A 14,757-nucleotide genomic window follows, 5' to 3' on the forward strand; every position below is an offset into this window, starting at 1 on the left:
ATGAGGTGGCTCTGGAAAATTACAAGAGCGATACTGGTAATCATAACCCTTTTCTTCTTTCTCTTTCCCGTATACTGGCTGGCAACCACAGCTTTCAAAAGGAGCGAAGATTGGTTTACCTGGCCTCCTTCCTTTTTCCCTCGCTACTGGACGGTGGGAAATTTCCTGGGTCTTGAAGGAGGATTTTTTGGGAGTGTTACCACAGCCATCTCCACCATCACCCCTTATCTCAGAAACAGCACCATAGTAGCGCTTTTTGTGGCTCTCATCTCAACCGTAGTGGCTGCACTTGCCGCCTACGCCATATCCCGTTTCAAAATAGGTGGAATGGGCTTTGTGTCCTGGATTATCTCCATCAGAATGCTACCACCAATCGCTGCGGCGTTGCCCCTCTACGTCATTTTCAGCAGACTGCATCTTGTGAACACCTGGTGGGCACTCATTCTATCTCATCTGGTATTCACTACTCCCTTCAGTACCTGGGTGCTGATAACCTTTTTTAACGAAATTCCTCGAGAACTCGATGAGGCAGCCTATGTGGACGGAGCAGGCATATGGCAAAGCTTTACCCGAGTAAGCCTGCCTCTTGCCGCTCCAGGGTTAGCTGCGGTAGCTACTCTGTCTTTTATCCAGAGCTGGGGAGAATTCCTGATGGCCCTCGTCCTCACTACCAGCAAGGATGCCCAAACTCTTCCCATCTATCTGGGACGTTTTATAACCGGGTGGCGTATTGCCTGGGGACCCCTGGCTGCAGCCGGGCTCATCACCATGATTCCAGTAATCGTTTTCTCCCTTCTCATGCAACGCTACCTGATACGGGGCTTGACGTTCGGTGCAGTAAAAGGCTAATGTATATAGCACCAAAAACCAGAAAGGGAGGGAAGTAGACTTGTTTAAAAACATAGTGCTTACCACCCGACAAAAAGAGGAAACCATAGATGTAACCCCCCTGATTGAAGAAGTGGTTCGAGAAAGTGGTTTTAAGGAAGCAGGGGTGTTCGTTTATGTCCCCCACAGCGATGCAGCAATTAACATTCAGGGAATCGCCCAAAATCCTTCCTCCTCCAATCCCCCCCTGAACAGGTTACTAAAAAAAGTCCTGGAAGAGGGCCAAGACTTTCAGACCCCTGAAGTGGGGGCTGCTTTTGTCGCTCCAACTGAGGTGCTTATCGCCCTGGAGGGAAAACTCATGCTTGGCGAAGGGCAACGCGTTTATTTCTATGAATTCAATGGCCCTCGCCAGTGTAATCTCTACGTTCTGGTTATTCCCTCTGCCTGAAACGTAAAAAGGCGGGGAAATGCTGGCAACGCTCAAAATAATTTGCATATTTGTAGCCGTTCTTTTTTTGCTCCAGAAGAAAATCAGTTTGGGATGGTCGCTCCTGGGTGTTTCTCTTTTTCTGCTGATGCTTTCGGGTTTTCACCCTTTGAGCTGGTGGAGAGTTGTTGCCTCCACCTTCTGGCCCAACCCTGACAACCTGGCACTGCTTTTGAGTGTCATTTTTGTGACCCTGCTTGGCGGTACCCTGGCTCACAGCGGAGAACTCGATGCATTAACTCGCTCAGTCCAGAAAGTACTCAAAAGACCCGAGCTGGCCGGGATTATTCTTCCTTCCTTGGTAGGCATTTTACCCATGCCGGGCGGAGCTCTTTTCTCAGCCCCCTTGGTAAAAACAGCAGCTACACCTTACACCCAGGATGGAGATATATTGGCCTTTGCTAACTACTGGTTTCGTCATATATGGGAATTTTTTCTACCGCTTTATCCGGGAGTTTTGCTTGCTGCTTCCGTCTCGGGCCTACCCGCCACCTGGATTATGACCCACCATTTCCCTTTTTTTCTGTTAGCAACGGGAGCGGGCTGGCTCGTGGTAAAACGCCACCTTCAAATCCCTCTGCCCGAAAAAAATCGTCGAGTTGCTCCGGACATGAAAAACTTGCTTTTTGTGCTTTTGCCCTTCATGGTGCCCGTAGCCAGCGTGCTTCTCGGCATTCCCGTCTGGATAGGAGCTATCCTGGGAATAGCTACTTTTTCAATAACCAAGCGCCTCCCTTTAAAAACCCTTGGAAAATTTCTTGCCAGAAGCTTTCCCTGGGCAATACTTTTTGATGTAATTGGTGTACTGATTTTCAAAAACATACTCCTTACCAACCAGGACATTGATAGAATGGCCGGTTTTCTAATTAGCAAAGATGTCCCGCTCCTTTTGCTGGGCATGTTGCTCCCCATGGTTACCGGCCTGCTCACTGGCTTAACTGCTGCTTTTGTGGGCATCGCCTTTCCTATGGTCCTTTCTTTTTTCAACGCCCAAACGCTCCCCAGTGTCTTTCCAATTCTCTACCTGAGCGGTTTTTCCGGGGTTTTGCTTTCACCCATGCACCTTTGCTTCATCTTCTCCTGTCGCTTTTTCGAAGCAAGTTTCAAGAAAGTCTACCGCCTGCTTATCCCGGCAACCTTGATGCTTTTCGCCTGGGGAATCATCTGGCTTATGATTTCCTAAAAAACTCTTTTTTTCTTTTGTGGTATAATGTAATTCAGCGTTGAGAGTTCTGGGTGGCTTTCTGCCTTAAAAGGGAAACCGGTGTGAATCCGGTGCGGTCCCGCCACTGTAACCGGGGAGCCTGCCGCAAAAAAGCCACTGGCCTGCAAAGGCTGGGAAGGTGCGGTAAGGCAAGGATCCGGGAGCCAGGAGACCTGCCCAGGACGTTCCCAACCACTCTTCGCGGAAAGAGGAGGTGGGATAATCAAGCGAAAGCCCTCCCTCTCCCCCTCCTCCTTCCCTAAAAGTGAGAAAGGGGGATTAACGGTGTACAAACGGTTAAAAATTTTTACCGTCTTTTTTGCGCTTTCTGTCCTGCTTTTTGCAAACATTGCATCTGGGCTCAGTGTAACCGATGACCGGGGACAGCAGGTTGAACTTGCTCAGCCACCAGCAAGGATTGTCTCTCTTGCTCCCTCCTGCACCGAGATGCTTTTCGCCCTCTCTCTATCTCAAAAAATAGTGGGCGTGACTACCTATTGCAACTTTCCCCAGGAAGCATTGAGCAAGGAAAAAGTGGGCACCATAACCGAAGTGGAACTCGAAAAACTGCTCTCTTTGCAGCCTGACCTGGTAGTGGCGTCTTCCTTGAACCCTCAGGAGTTGCTTACCAGACTGGAAGAGCTGGGAATTACGGTATACCTGGTTAATCCTCAAAACATTGAAGAAATCTTGTCAGACCTGGAAAAATTAGCCAAAATATGCGGTGTGGAAGAAAAAGGGGAAACACTGGTGCACAGCCTCAGAGAGCGCATAAAAAGAGTGGAAGAAAAAACAGCTGGAATGCCGGAAGCCCAAAAACCTCTGGTGTTCCACCTGATTTGGCACCAACCTATCTGGACAGCGGGAAAGGGTACCTTCATTGATGAACTCATTGAAAAAGCGGGTGGCAAAAACGCTGCTTCAGACCTTGAGGGTTATGTAAGTATTGAGTTAGAAGAGCTCCTGCGTCGCAATCCAGATATCATAACGGTGGTAGAAAATCATGGAGATGCCCAGAACCTTCCCTATCAATTCCTCTTGCAGGATCAGCGCCTGCAAACCCTAAAAGCGGTCAAAGAGAGGAGAGTAGCCCGGGTAGATAGCGACATCGTTTCCCGTCCTGGACCGAGAATAGTCCAGGCACTGGAAATATTCGCAAAGATAATTCACCCTGAAATATTTGGTGAGTATCGTTTTGAAGACTACGAAACCCAGACAGCAACCCGGAGTAATTGAAAAGGTAAACACGACCAAAGGGCCCTCCCAAAAGCTTTTCCTCTGGGAAGGAGGCCTGATAGCTGGCCTCCTCTTGAGTTTTCTTTTAGCACTTTCTTTTGGAAGAGGTCGCTTCCAAAGCGGTGACTTCTGGGCAATTTTCCACTGGCAGGACATCTCCCCCCTTCAGAAAACCATCCTTTTTCAGGTCAGGATGCCCAGAGTAACTCTTGCTACCCTGGTAGGAGGCGGCCTTTCTATATCCGGAGCAGTACTGCAGGGTCTTTTCCGCAACCCCCTGGTCGACCCCTACGTTCTGGGAATCAGTTCCGGAGCTTCCTTTGGAGCAGTACTGGCCATTCTCAAAAAATGGAGCTTTAGCCTTTACGCAGTGCCTTTTTCGGCTTTTTCTTTCGCGCTTTTAACCACTTTTTTGGTGTTTTCGCTCGGGCAGGTAAACCGGAAAACCCCGCTGGAGATTCTGCTTCTTTCTGGGGTTGCCGTGGGTTTTTTCTTCTCAGCTCTGGTTTCGCTTTCCATGTTTTTTGCTGGCCATGATTTACATCAGATTGTCTTTTGGCTGATGGGCGGTCTCTGGAATCGGAGCTGGAGGGAAGTAAAAATGGTTTTGCCGTTTTTGGGTGCGGGAATACCCTTCATGCTTGCTTTTCACAGAGAGCTGAACATTATGCTGCTTGGTGAAAAAACAGCGGAAAGCATGGGTGTGGACATCGAGCGGGTGAAAAAGTGGCTGGTCTTCGCCTGTTCCCTGGTGGTGGCAAGCTGTGTGGCAGCAAGCGGTGTAATCGGTTTTGTGGGGTTAATAGTCCCTCACCTGGTACGTTTGCTGTTCGGTCAAAATCACCGCCTACTCCTTCCTTTCTCCTTCCTGAGCGGGGGAATCATACTGCTTTGGGCTGATACCGCTGCCAGAAGTGTCCTTAATCCCGTGGATCTTCCAGTAGGAATTATCACCAGTTTGCTGGGAGCTCCCTTTTTCATCTACCTTCTCCGCACAAGGAAGAAACTCCATGGGTAAATACCTTGAAACCAGAGACCTTTCTTTCTACTACGGCTCCCTGCCCGCAGTTCGCAGGGTGAACTTTGGAATAGAGCGAGGAGCTTTTGTGGGCGTGCTCGGCCCCAACGGTTCCGGAAAAAGCACCCTGTTATCCCTGCTTGCCGGCCTGCTGGAACCCGCTCAGGGAAAAGTGTACCTTGAGGAAAAGGATTTGCTCAAATTACCACGAAAAACCAGAGCAAAAAAAATTGGCATGGTCTTCCAAAACTTTCCCGACCAGCTGGAGTTACCTTGCCACGAAATAGTAATGATGGGGCGTTTTCCACACTGGCGAAGATGGCAGAAAGAAAGCCTTAGGGATTACCAGGTTGTAAACAGAGCCATGCAACAAACTGCCACCCTTCACTTAGCAGAACAGCCCTTCGCCCAGCTTTCCGGGGGAGAAAAACAGCGAGTCATGATTGCCAGGGCTTTAGCTCAGGAACCAGAACTTCTCCTGCTCGATGAACCAACCAGTCACTTAGATATACTTTACCAGATAGAGATTATGTCCATACTGGCTCAGCTCAGAGAGCAGGGCATCACCATTCTATGCGTTCTTCACGACCCCAATCTGGCAGCCCAGTTTTGCAACCAGGCGCTCCTTATGAAAGAAGGGAAAATATTTGCTTTTGGAAAAATTGAAGAGGTTATGAAAATCTCTGTTCTCAGCGAACTGTTTGGCGTGGAATTCCTGGAAGAAACCCATCCTTACACCCTGCGACCTTTTTTCATACCGCTTAGTATAAGCACTCCGTACAAACACCCCTTGAAAGTACACCTCATATGCGGCGGGGGCAGTGGGAAACCCCTGCTGCGACTACTCCTACAAAAGGGTATAGAAGTCAGTGTGGGAGTGGTAAACCAGCTTGATGCTGATGAAGAAGCAGCCCGCAAGCTGAACCTTGAAGTGGTAACAGAAAAACCTTTTTCTTCCATTCAGAAAGAAAACCTTGAAAAAGCAGAGCGAATAGCTATGCAAAAAGACTACGTGATCATTGCCCCCACCTTCTGGGGAGAGGGCAATCTCGCTAATTTAGAGATTGCCCTCTCCCTTCAGGAAAAGGGCAAAAAAGTCCTTCTTTTCGAAAAATGCCTCGATTCAAAATTCGATTTTACCGGCGGCAAAGCCAGACAATACCTGGAAGCACTCTGCAAAAGGGGAGCTCTGGTTTTCAAGAGCCCGACTTCGCTTTTAGACTATCTGGATGAAGATGTTGCTACTCCAAAAAGAACAACAATGCCTTCTGAAAGCGCACAATCAGCAGAAAGTGAAGCAAAATGATATAATAAATCATGGACTTTTTGGCAAGCTGAAAGGAGAGATATCTATGAAGGGGAAAGGCCTATTTTTAGCTTTCACGTTTGTGATACTGACATTGCTTTTTCTGAGTGCAACACCCGCTCAGGGCAAAGTATACATGAGATTCAATCTAAATCCCAATATCTACATCACCATCCCCCGCAGTCCTTCAGTCAGTATCAGTGTGGACCGCGGTGAGGGGGCAACCTACTACGTCGGCGACCCCATTACCATCCGCTACAGCGTTGACCGTCAGGGCTATGTCAACCTGATTGACTACTTACCGAATAGCGATGTCAACGTCCTGGTGCGCAACCAGTATTTTGGCTCCGGTCGAACGGAAACTTATCGAGGAACAGTGTCTGGACCAGCGGGAACAGAAAGGTTGGTCATTCTTTTCACCCCCACTGCAGTCAGCGAAGGTGAACTGCAAGACTTTATCCAGAATCCTCATCAGGTAGGGCGCATTTTCACTCGCTATGCTGTGAACAGGACTCACTTCAACGTGGCTATGCGTACTCGGGGAACTGTGCTCACCCTGCAGCCTTCCACAGCAAACGTAGCACCGGGAGGAACTATTTCTATCAGAGCCAGTCTCAGTGACGCTTCTGGGAACCCTCTTCCGGGACGCAGTATCAACTGGTCAACAAGCTCTGGTTCCCTCAGTAGCTACCAAACAGTGACCGATGCCCGAGGAGTAACCAGTGTTACTTTTTATGCACCTCGCACTCCTCAGGTAGTCACTATAAGCGCCAACTTTAGCGGAGAGCATGGTCTTGCTCCGACTTCTTCCTCGGTGGAAATAGAAGTCATCTCCGTTCAGGCAACTCCCATTCTGGAAATAAGAGCTGATTCGCTTACCCTTGAACCGGGCGAGCGGGTAAAAATAGACGCCTATTTGAGAACTCCCGATGGCCGTCCTGTTTACGGACGCACCATTTACTGGAGCGCCAGCACCGGTTCTTTAAGCACTTCATCAGTGATCACCGATTCTCTGGGCAAAGTCACCGTTTATTACACTGCTCCCCGGGTTTACGAAAGTACCCCCTTTGAAATCACTGCCGAATTCAGAGGAGCCCCGGGGCTGAACCCCACTTCAGCAACCGTCTCAGGAATCATCGAGGTACCAGTTCCTGAAGTGCCAGCGCTGGGAATGTACTACGTGGATTTTTCGGGAAGTTCAGTCCAACAAAACGTATTTGACCTCAAGTTTTCTGGCAGTATAACCAGTGGCTATACGCTCAACGGTACCCAGCTACTGGAAATGGATTACCGAGACTACCTCGAGTTTTCCTTCCCGATAGATTTCATCCCCCAGAAAGCGTACCTTCTCTGCTGGCTACAGACCGACGAAGGAGCAAGAGTGCGGATATACCTTAACGGCAACTTAGTAGGCACTGCCACCCAAAAAGGAACTATGGAACCTTCGGATTACAAAGGCTTCACGCTTCGGGAAAGCTGGATGGAAAGTGGTCAAAATACGTTACGAATTGAAGTAGAAGCGTCGCGGGGTAGCTTTGCAAGAATACAGAGAATACTTATAATTTTGTAAAGGAATTAAATGGGTGTGGAAAAGGGGTGGTGTCCTACCCCTTTTCCCGAATAAAAAGGTGCTTATAGACAAAATCTCTTTAGCAGAAATTCTTGAGAAGATAGAAGCCTTTTCTTTTGTAGTCGATGTTGATACTTTTCATATCCTCTACGCTAATCCCGCGCTTAAGCAAAAGCTGAGAGAAAACCTGGAGGGTGAGCTCTGTTATCGTGTACTACGGGGCAGAGAGCAACCCTGTCCTTCCTGTAAAAATCAATTGCTATTCTCATCGGATAACCCATCCAGGACTTACTTCTGGCGTACCTATAACCCTGTACTCAAAGCCTATTTCCGACTTATCGACTTTGGATTCGAGTTCAACGGCCAGCGCCTGAAACTGGAAATTGCTTTCGACGTCACCCAGGAAGAAACACTGGAACGCGCTCTCCACGACCTCACCCACCTTTTTCTCTCCTTACACGGCGATTATTCAGAAAATGTGAACCGGGTACTTTCCTTTGCTCGCAAGCTCTGGAACGTCAAGGCAGTAGCTTTAAAAGACTCCCAGGAGCAAATTTTTCTAAGTGCCTGCCCAGAACACGAAAAAGAGCTTAAAGAACTCGAAAAAATCCTGAGAAACCCCCCGGAATTCTCACTACATCGCAGATTACTTAGAGGAGAGAAAGAAATCATCCTGCTTAAGTCGGGGAAAAATGGAATCCTGGCCATACTGGGCAAACGAGATAACCACTTTGCAAAACTAAGACGTACCATGTTCCTGATACTTCGCCTCTTGCGCCAGGAAGAAGAAAGAGAACGTACCAGAAAGCGCTTCCACACCCTGGTAGAACACAATCCAGATGCCATATTTATCGTGAACCAAAAAGGGGAAATACTTTTTACCAATCAGAAAGCCAGGAATTTGCTCGCCCAGGTAAGCAACCCCCAGAAAAACCCTACTATAATTTCGCTCCTTGACCCGGTAACCTGGGAAACCCTACAAGCGCATGCCTCTGAAGACCAGATTTTTGGTTGCGAAGTAACCATAGCTCCTGCGCCCGAAAAAATCTTCCCCTTTGAAGCTAATATATCCATTCTCGAAAACCTGGATGCCCCTTCTTATTTTCTATCCCTACGTGACATCCGAGAACGCAAAGAGTACGAAAGGGCCCTTATGGAACTTGCCTTCAGAGACCAGCTGACCGGGGCCTACAACCGCCATTTCTTTGAAGAATACATGCAAAAAGAATTGAGTCGCTGTAAGCGTGAGCAGTACCCCCTTTCCATAACTATGATTGACGTGGATCGCTTTAAGGAAATCAACGACCTCTACGGACACACTTTCGGCGACGAAGTGCTGCGTATGGTCGTATACACTATAAGAGGAAATGTCAGAGCAAGTGATGTGGTCGTGCGTTATGGAGGCGACGAGTTTATAGTGGTTTTACCCCATGCCTCTTTGCAGGATGCACAAGCTGTGATGCAACGAATCAAAGAAAAACTCCAGGGCAGCCAGATTATGGGTGAACCATTCCCTCTCTCCATCTCCTATGGAATTTGCGTTTTTGACGGCCAGAAGGATTTGCCTCAACTTCTGCAGGAAATCGACCGTGCCATGTACAGCATGAAAAGGGAAGGAAAGAGATAATGCCTTTTGTGCGGGGGAGAGCCGTCCTACCCAAAGAATCTTTTTTCACCAAAGAAAACCCCCTTCGCTACCTGTCTCAATTGGAAAACAAGCTCGACGAGGAAAAAGCGCCCCTGGCCTTTGCAGAAGTCCAGGCCATACTCCCTCCTTCAAGCGATGTGGTAACCAGGGGGCTAACTAACGAAGACGGGGAATTCTTCTTGCGTGTGCCTCCTGGGGAACTGTTGTTAATTGAGTTTCGCTGGAAAGGCAAACTCCTGCTCGTTGACTACGTTCTACCCCTTTCTGAAGAAAGAATGGACCTGGGAACGGTAGATAATTTCAAGGCGGCCTACGCACTGGTCAACCTTGAGAGCCTACTGTGGGGAAAAAGCCAGCGATCTACTAACCAGGAAACACTTTATGCTTTGAGTAAAAAGATAGAAAAAACAATTTCCAGCGGAGAAACCCTTGAAGAACTGCCTGAAGTGCAGCGACTTTTTGACTCCTTCAGGGAATTAGCCCGTTCTTTCGACCCTCTGGGAATCATTGAGGATTACCAACTTCATTTTTTGCCCGAGGAAAAATCGCTGAAAATTTCGTTTTACGCTCCACGAGCCCAGAAAGTCAACCTTTATTACCGCCCCTTTCGCTCCAGGTTCTACAGGGTCATACGTGCCGAAAAGAACAAGGGCAACTTCTTTCTCCGCAACCTCAGAGAGTTTGAAGGCTATCTCGTATACCTGGAAGCACTGACTCATCAGGGTATCCTGGCCCACACACCACGCCGCTCTTTCAGGGTACCCCTTTATCCAACCAGAAGGTTTATCAGCTTGCAGGGACACCAGGAAGGCCCCATAGTCTCTGTCCGGATGGAAGTAAGCGGCAAAAGGCTGGAAAAGGTGAGTGGCAAAACCCTGCTGCTTGAAACCGTGAAAGCTTTACAGAAAAATGCAGAGATTGAAATGGATTTTAATTTCTATGGCTCAACACTGCTTCCCCGATTTCTGGTCAGGGAAGGCTTCCAGGACCTGGAATTTAATCTCTATTTTCCCAATGAAGAAACCGTCCTTCTTGGACCTCTTAACGAAGTCCCCGGTGTCCTCCTTAAAAACCCTTCCTGGGAGGAAATAAAATCCTGGTGGCAAAAATTCACCCCCCACTTCCCAGAAAGAGGAATGCTGGAAATAGGTTTTGGAACCCCCTTTGCAGAACTGATTGGCTACCGAGAAGGAGGATACTTTCGACTTTTTTCAAACACCGACTTACGAGAGAAGGTGTTGATGGTTTCCTGCTATCAGCTCGACTCCCTGGACCTGCCCCTAACCACCCTTTACTGGGGCAAGCTCCGTCTCTTTGGAGAAGGGCTGTTCAAGGATTACCAAATTGACGTACTTTTAGAAGGAAAATTTGAAGAAAATGGAGAAGACAACCTGCCCGCTGACGCACAAACTATTAGAGGCCACATAACCCTGGAAGCAGAGTTAACTTTCCTCAAAAGAAATTAAGCTTATCCACTTTGAAATTTCAGCGATTTCTCTCGAAAAAGTCACACCATCTGGTAACCGGACACTGTTCACAAAGGGGTTTTCTGGCCTTGCATACTCTGCGGCCAAGAAACCCCAAAAGATGAGAGGCTCGTATCCAGCGTTCCTGAGGTATCTGGGCACAGAGTTCCATCTCAATTTTTTCAGCATCGTTACTTTTTGCAAGCCCCAGTCGTTGAGCTACCCGGGCCACATGGGTATCTACCGGGAGAGCTGGAATTGAGAAGGCATTGGCAAGCACCACGTTCGCCGTTTTCCTCCCCACACCGGGAAGCGAAACCAGCTCCTCAAAAGAATCAGGCACCTTACCCCCAAACCGCTCCACCAGAACCTGGGCCATTTCTTTGAGAAAGCGCGCTTTTTGACGGAAATAACTCACCGTCTTTATCGCTTCTTCTATGGCTTCAAGAGGCGCTTCCGCCATGGAAAAGGCATCGGGAAAACGCTGAAACAGATGGGGAGTGATCTGGTTCACCCGTTCGTCAGGAGCCTGAGCAGCGAGAACGGTGGCTACAAGAAGCTCAAAAGGATTTCGAAAATCGAGTAGTAGCCGGGCATCGGGAAAAGCTTCTTCCAGAACATCCAGAATGGAGTTCGCTTTACTTTCGGACACGGTTTCAACCCCCTCTCCTTCAAGAATGATATAATAAAAAACACCGCTTGACAAAGGAGAGGTTTCAAGTGTTCAAATTATGCTACAAGTTGACGGCTTTTTGGATTATTTGGGTGCTGTGTCTTGCCTTTTTGGGCGCAACAGCTTTTGCGCAAGAAGAAACGGAACAAAAAAGGGAGGTTCTTCTGGAACGAGCAGATAAAATTCAATATGATTCCCAAAAGGAGACCTTTGTGGCCCAGGGCAATGTGGTGGCAGTGGAAGGGCAAAACCGGATCACTTGCCAGGAGCTGGTTTTTAACCTCCGGGAAAACACGGGAGTCTTCAGCGGTCAGGTAGTGGTAACCAGAGAAAAAACCGTTATCCAGGCTTCCCGGATGGAAGGGGACTTCGACGAAGAGCTTTATCTATTCAGTGGAGAAGTGCTGCTCAAAAAAGAAAGAAGTAATGAAGAAACTACCTACATCATATGGAAAGCGTCTCAACTCTCTTTCAATGGTGAAACTGAAGAAGCCTGGAGCGAAAATGGAGCAGAAATCACCTGGAAAGAAATCAGCCTCAAAGCCGACAAAGTCTTTTACTATCCTGGAGATGAAGCTACTCAGCAAGAAGAGCGCATCGTGCTTGAAGGAAATGTTCTGATAACCGAAAAAGAGCGCGAAATCCAGGTAGAAAAAGCTACCTATTACCTCGACTCAGAGGTGCTGGATGCAGAAGGGGTTATAAAAGCAACCTTTGTCATCGAGTAAGCAGGGGAAAAATATGACCCCCAAGAAGCTTTGCTATCTGGCTCTATTTGTTGTTCTCTACTTTTTGGGAATGGTTAGCATATCTTTCTCCCAGGAAGAGTCCGACCGCATAGAGCTAACTGGAGAACGGCTTATCTACCATCCCGAAAAAGAAGAGGCCACGGTGGAAAAAGGTACCATCCAGCATGGAGAATACACCATAGAAGCTGATTTCATCAAAATCCTCTTGAAAGATAAAAAGCTTTTTGCACAGGGACATGTTCGGGTGAGAACCGAAGACGAGGGTTATCACGCCCGGGAAATTGCTTACAATTGGGCAGAGGATCAGTGGATGCTATATGGAGTACGCTCTGACCTGCGGGGAGAAGGAATTGAAGGAACCGTTTACTTCCGCGGCGAAGAAGTAGAGCGAACTCCTGAGGAAACAAAAATCGAAGGCGCTTTCTTTACAAGCTGCGACCTTGAAGAACCCCATTACCACTTTGAAGCTCAGAAAATAATCATTTATCCCGATAAAAAGGTAGAACTTTTCCGGTTTTCATACTGGGATTTTGGAAGAAAACTGTTCACCCTTCCTTACTACGTCATTTTTCTGGACCGTAAAGAGCAGCTTCCTTTTCTACCTTTGCTCGGGCACTCCTCAAGCAGTGGCTACTACCTGAATTTATTCTACAACTACTTTGTTAGCGACGGCTCTTTCGGCACCGTGTACCTCGACTGGTGGGAAAAAAGTGGCTGGGGTTTGGGAGTCCGCCACTTTATAGAACATGAAAAACCCAAAGAGACTCTGGAAGGCTACCTTTATTACCGTGACAAGCCAGAAGGGTCCAGAGATTACCTCAAAGGGAGCCTGAATTACTATCAAGAGCCGAACCCTGATGCCTCATTAACTCTGGGCCTTGATTACCTCAACTATCAGGGCAGCAACCAGGACACTTTTTCAGGAACCTTTTCCTTCGCTCAGAAAAAAGAAGATTACTCCATGAAACTAAATCTTGACTACGACTGGAACCTGGCTTCTGAAGAAGACCAACTCAGAGCAGTCCTCAACACTTCCTACCAACTCGAGAAAAACCTTAATGCCAACCTCGAGCTGGATTACTCTCAGGACCACCAATGGGGAGAGTTCACTGACCAGGAACTGGACTATGAACTCGCTCTATCTCATTCCCAGGACCCGTACTCTTATAAACTAACCTACACTGGCTTTTTGGATCTGGATCAGGACCTCTACACTGGTGATTTTGGAAACCGGGTACTCAAAGAACCTGAGCTGAGCATTTCCCGAAAAAAGGAACAAATTGGTCAATCAGACTTTTATTACCAGCCCTCGCTCACCATTGGGAGTTACTTTGAGCAGACAACCGGCGTAAAAGAGGAAAGAATTCGCCTCTCTCTAAAAACCACTGGAAAAAGTGAGCTGGGAGAAAATACCACTCTCGAGCCAGTCATTCTTTTCACTCAGGATTTTTATGGTAACGGCTTCGCCCGCTATACTTACGACGTGGAAACCAACCTCAAGCAGAGTTTTGGAGAACACACCACCTTGAGCCTGGGTTACGGCTTCGGCGGATACGATGGAGCAACTCCCTTTCGCTTTGACTATACTACCCGGAAAACCAGTTTTCTGGACTTGAACCTGCACTTTGCAAAAGACCCCTGGGAAGTGAGCTTCAGCAGTGGTTACGACTTTTTGGAAAAGCAATTTCTGGACGGTATCATCAACGTAAGCTATACTAAAGATTCCAACCATTCCGTGGAGCTCCGTGCAAATTACGACTTTGAAAACAGCGAATGGGAAGGCTTGGTCTTTGAAATCAGCTGGCCACTGGGTAAAGAATGGGCGCTGGACTGTCAGGGAAACTACGATTTTAGCTCCCACAAAATCGAAAGCATTAGGGTGGGCTTAACCAGAGATCTCCACTGTCGGGAGGTTACTCTTTTTTACGACCAATCAAAGGACACTTTCTGGATTGAATACGCCATAAAAGCGTTTCCTGAATACAAGTTCAGCTTGGGGGGTGAATAAAATGTCTCAAAAAACCTGGTCGTTATTACTTCTCCTTTTGCTTGGTATGAGCCTGGGAATCATGGGATGCGCTCGTGGAGAACAGCCTTCATGGGAGGAAGAGGGAGGAGAACTCATCATATCAGCAATCTTTGCTTCTTCTCCACCGCTTGATTACGTATACTATTTTGCCATTGACACCGATGAGAACGTTCTAACTGGGCCGTCCAGCAATCCCGATGAGTGGGCAAACTATTTTATCTTCCGCATGGAAAAGGGCAATTTTTACCAGCGCGAACCGGAAGGATTGGACCAGTTTTTTACGGGAGGAACGGTAACCGACAATGCAGTGCAAATAACCGTTCCACTGGAAGAACTTGGTGAACCAGAAATCGTTGACATCATGGTGGTGGTAACTGATTCTGCAGGCAACACGGTGGACAATCTCTCACGCTACTTTTCCATGCGTCCGGGCTTACAGCGTTTCTATTCCTATTCCCGCACTGATGCGTCAGGTGGGGAAGTGGACCTTTTACGAGTAGAGGTTGAAGTGAAGTCTTAAAAGAAGGGATGCGAAATATC

At 47.9% G+C, this 14,757-nt stretch carries 13 protein-coding genes and 1 riboswitch; of the genes, 12 read left to right on the top strand and 1 reads right to left on the bottom strand.

Annotated features, from left to right (window positions below):
• The 9 genes from ACKTT1_RS10720 (at position 1) to ACKTT1_RS10760 (ending at position 10,766) form a co-directional block, all read left to right on the top strand.
• Positions 1–849, top strand: coding sequence for a carbohydrate ABC transporter permease (locus tag ACKTT1_RS10720; RefSeq protein WP_412709568.1), 849 nt, complete (start codon positions 1–3; stop codon positions 847–849).
• Between the two features lie 40 nt (positions 850–889).
• Positions 890–1,279, top strand: coding sequence for a YjbQ family protein (locus ACKTT1_RS10725; RefSeq protein ID WP_412709569.1), 390 nt, complete (start codon positions 890–892; stop codon positions 1,277–1,279).
• 19 nt (positions 1,280–1,298) lie between these two features.
• Positions 1,299–2,501, top strand: a complete 1,203-nt coding sequence (locus ACKTT1_RS10730) for a DUF401 family protein (RefSeq protein WP_412709570.1) — start codon at positions 1,299–1,301, stop codon at positions 2,499–2,501.
• A gap of 34 nt (positions 2,502–2,535) precedes the next feature.
• Positions 2,536–2,718, top strand: a riboswitch (cobalamin riboswitch).
• An 89-nt stretch (positions 2,719–2,807) separates the two neighbouring features.
• On the top strand, positions 2,808–3,758 hold the full coding sequence (locus ACKTT1_RS10735) for an ABC transporter substrate-binding protein (protein ID WP_412709571.1): 951 nt from the start codon (positions 2,808–2,810) through the stop codon (positions 3,756–3,758).
• Between the two features lie 73 nt (positions 3,759–3,831).
• Positions 3,832–4,776 carry a FecCD family ABC transporter permease gene (locus ACKTT1_RS10740; RefSeq protein ID WP_412709572.1) on the top strand — a complete coding sequence of 315 codons (945 nt, stop codon included), beginning with the start codon at positions 3,832–3,834 and terminating at the stop codon, positions 4,774–4,776.
• Entirely contained in the window at positions 4,769–6,082 is a 1,314-nt protein-coding gene (locus ACKTT1_RS10745; protein WP_412709573.1) for an ATP-binding cassette domain-containing protein, read from the top strand. Before ACKTT1_RS10740 ends, ACKTT1_RS10745 begins: the two co-directional genes overlap by 8 nt.
• Before the next feature lie 46 nt (positions 6,083–6,128).
• Positions 6,129–7,652: an Ig-like domain-containing protein gene (locus ACKTT1_RS10750; protein ID WP_412709574.1), complete on the top strand. Its 1,524-nt coding sequence runs from the start codon at positions 6,129–6,131 to the stop codon at positions 7,650–7,652.
• Positions 7,653–7,710: 58 nt separating this feature from the next.
• Entirely contained in the window at positions 7,711–9,279 is a 1,569-nt protein-coding gene (locus tag ACKTT1_RS10755; protein WP_412709575.1) for a diguanylate cyclase, read from the top strand.
• Positions 9,279–10,766 carry a hypothetical protein gene (locus ACKTT1_RS10760; protein WP_412709576.1) on the top strand — a complete coding sequence of 496 codons (1,488 nt, stop codon included), beginning with the start codon at positions 9,279–9,281 and terminating at the stop codon, positions 10,764–10,766. The genes ACKTT1_RS10755 and ACKTT1_RS10760 overlap by 1 nt, the downstream gene beginning before the upstream one ends.
• Before the next feature lie 19 nt (positions 10,767–10,785).
• Here the strand turns inward: ACKTT1_RS10760 and nth are convergent, their stop codons facing one another.
• The gene (nth, locus tag ACKTT1_RS10765; protein ID WP_412709577.1) at positions 10,786–11,418 is read right to left on the bottom strand and encodes an endonuclease III; all 633 of its coding nucleotides are present in this window, start codon (positions 11,416–11,418) and stop codon (positions 10,786–10,788) included.
• A 68-nt stretch (positions 11,419–11,486) separates the two neighbouring features.
• Between nth and ACKTT1_RS10770 the strand changes: the two genes are divergently transcribed.
• The 3 genes from ACKTT1_RS10770 to ACKTT1_RS10780 are packed head-to-tail and all read left to right on the top strand — an operon-like array spanning position 11,487 to position 14,737.
• Positions 11,487–12,167, top strand: coding sequence for an LptA/OstA family protein (locus tag ACKTT1_RS10770; protein ID WP_412709578.1), 681 nt, complete (start codon positions 11,487–11,489; stop codon positions 12,165–12,167).
• A gap of 13 nt (positions 12,168–12,180) precedes the next feature.
• Positions 12,181–14,196 (top strand): hypothetical protein, encoded by a 2,016-nt coding sequence (locus ACKTT1_RS10775; protein WP_412709579.1) that lies wholly within the window; start codon positions 12,181–12,183, stop codon positions 14,194–14,196.
• A 1-nt stretch (position 14,197) separates the two neighbouring features.
• Positions 14,198–14,737, top strand: a complete 540-nt coding sequence (locus ACKTT1_RS10780) for a hypothetical protein (RefSeq protein WP_412709580.1) — start codon at positions 14,198–14,200, stop codon at positions 14,735–14,737.
• The last annotated feature ends 20 nt before the right edge of the window (positions 14,738–14,757 follow it).

The organism is Atrimonas thermophila, from assembly GCF_045864955.1.
Classification (GTDB): Bacteria; Atribacterota; Atribacteria; order Atribacterales; family Thermatribacteraceae; genus Thermatribacter; species Thermatribacter velox.

Coding starts and splice junctions, on each gene's coding strand:
- ACKTT1_RS10780 (WP_412709580.1), top strand. CDS start 14,198: ATGTCTCAAAAAACCTGGTCGTTATTACTTCTCCTTTTGCTTGGTATG.
- ACKTT1_RS10775 (WP_412709579.1), top strand. CDS start 12,181: ATGACCCCCAAGAAGCTTTGCTATCTGGCTCTATTTGTTGTTCTCTAC.
- ACKTT1_RS10730 (WP_412709570.1), top strand. CDS start 1,299: ATGCTGGCAACGCTCAAAATAATTTGCATATTTGTAGCCGTTCTTTTT.
- ACKTT1_RS10750 (WP_412709574.1), top strand. CDS start 6,129: ATGAAGGGGAAAGGCCTATTTTTAGCTTTCACGTTTGTGATACTGACA.
- ACKTT1_RS10745 (WP_412709573.1), top strand. CDS start 4,769: ATGGGTAAATACCTTGAAACCAGAGACCTTTCTTTCTACTACGGCTCC.
- ACKTT1_RS10720 (WP_412709568.1), top strand. CDS start 1: ATGAGGTGGCTCTGGAAAATTACAAGAGCGATACTGGTAATCATAACC.
- ACKTT1_RS10760 (WP_412709576.1), top strand. CDS start 9,279: ATGCCTTTTGTGCGGGGGAGAGCCGTCCTACCCAAAGAATCTTTTTTC.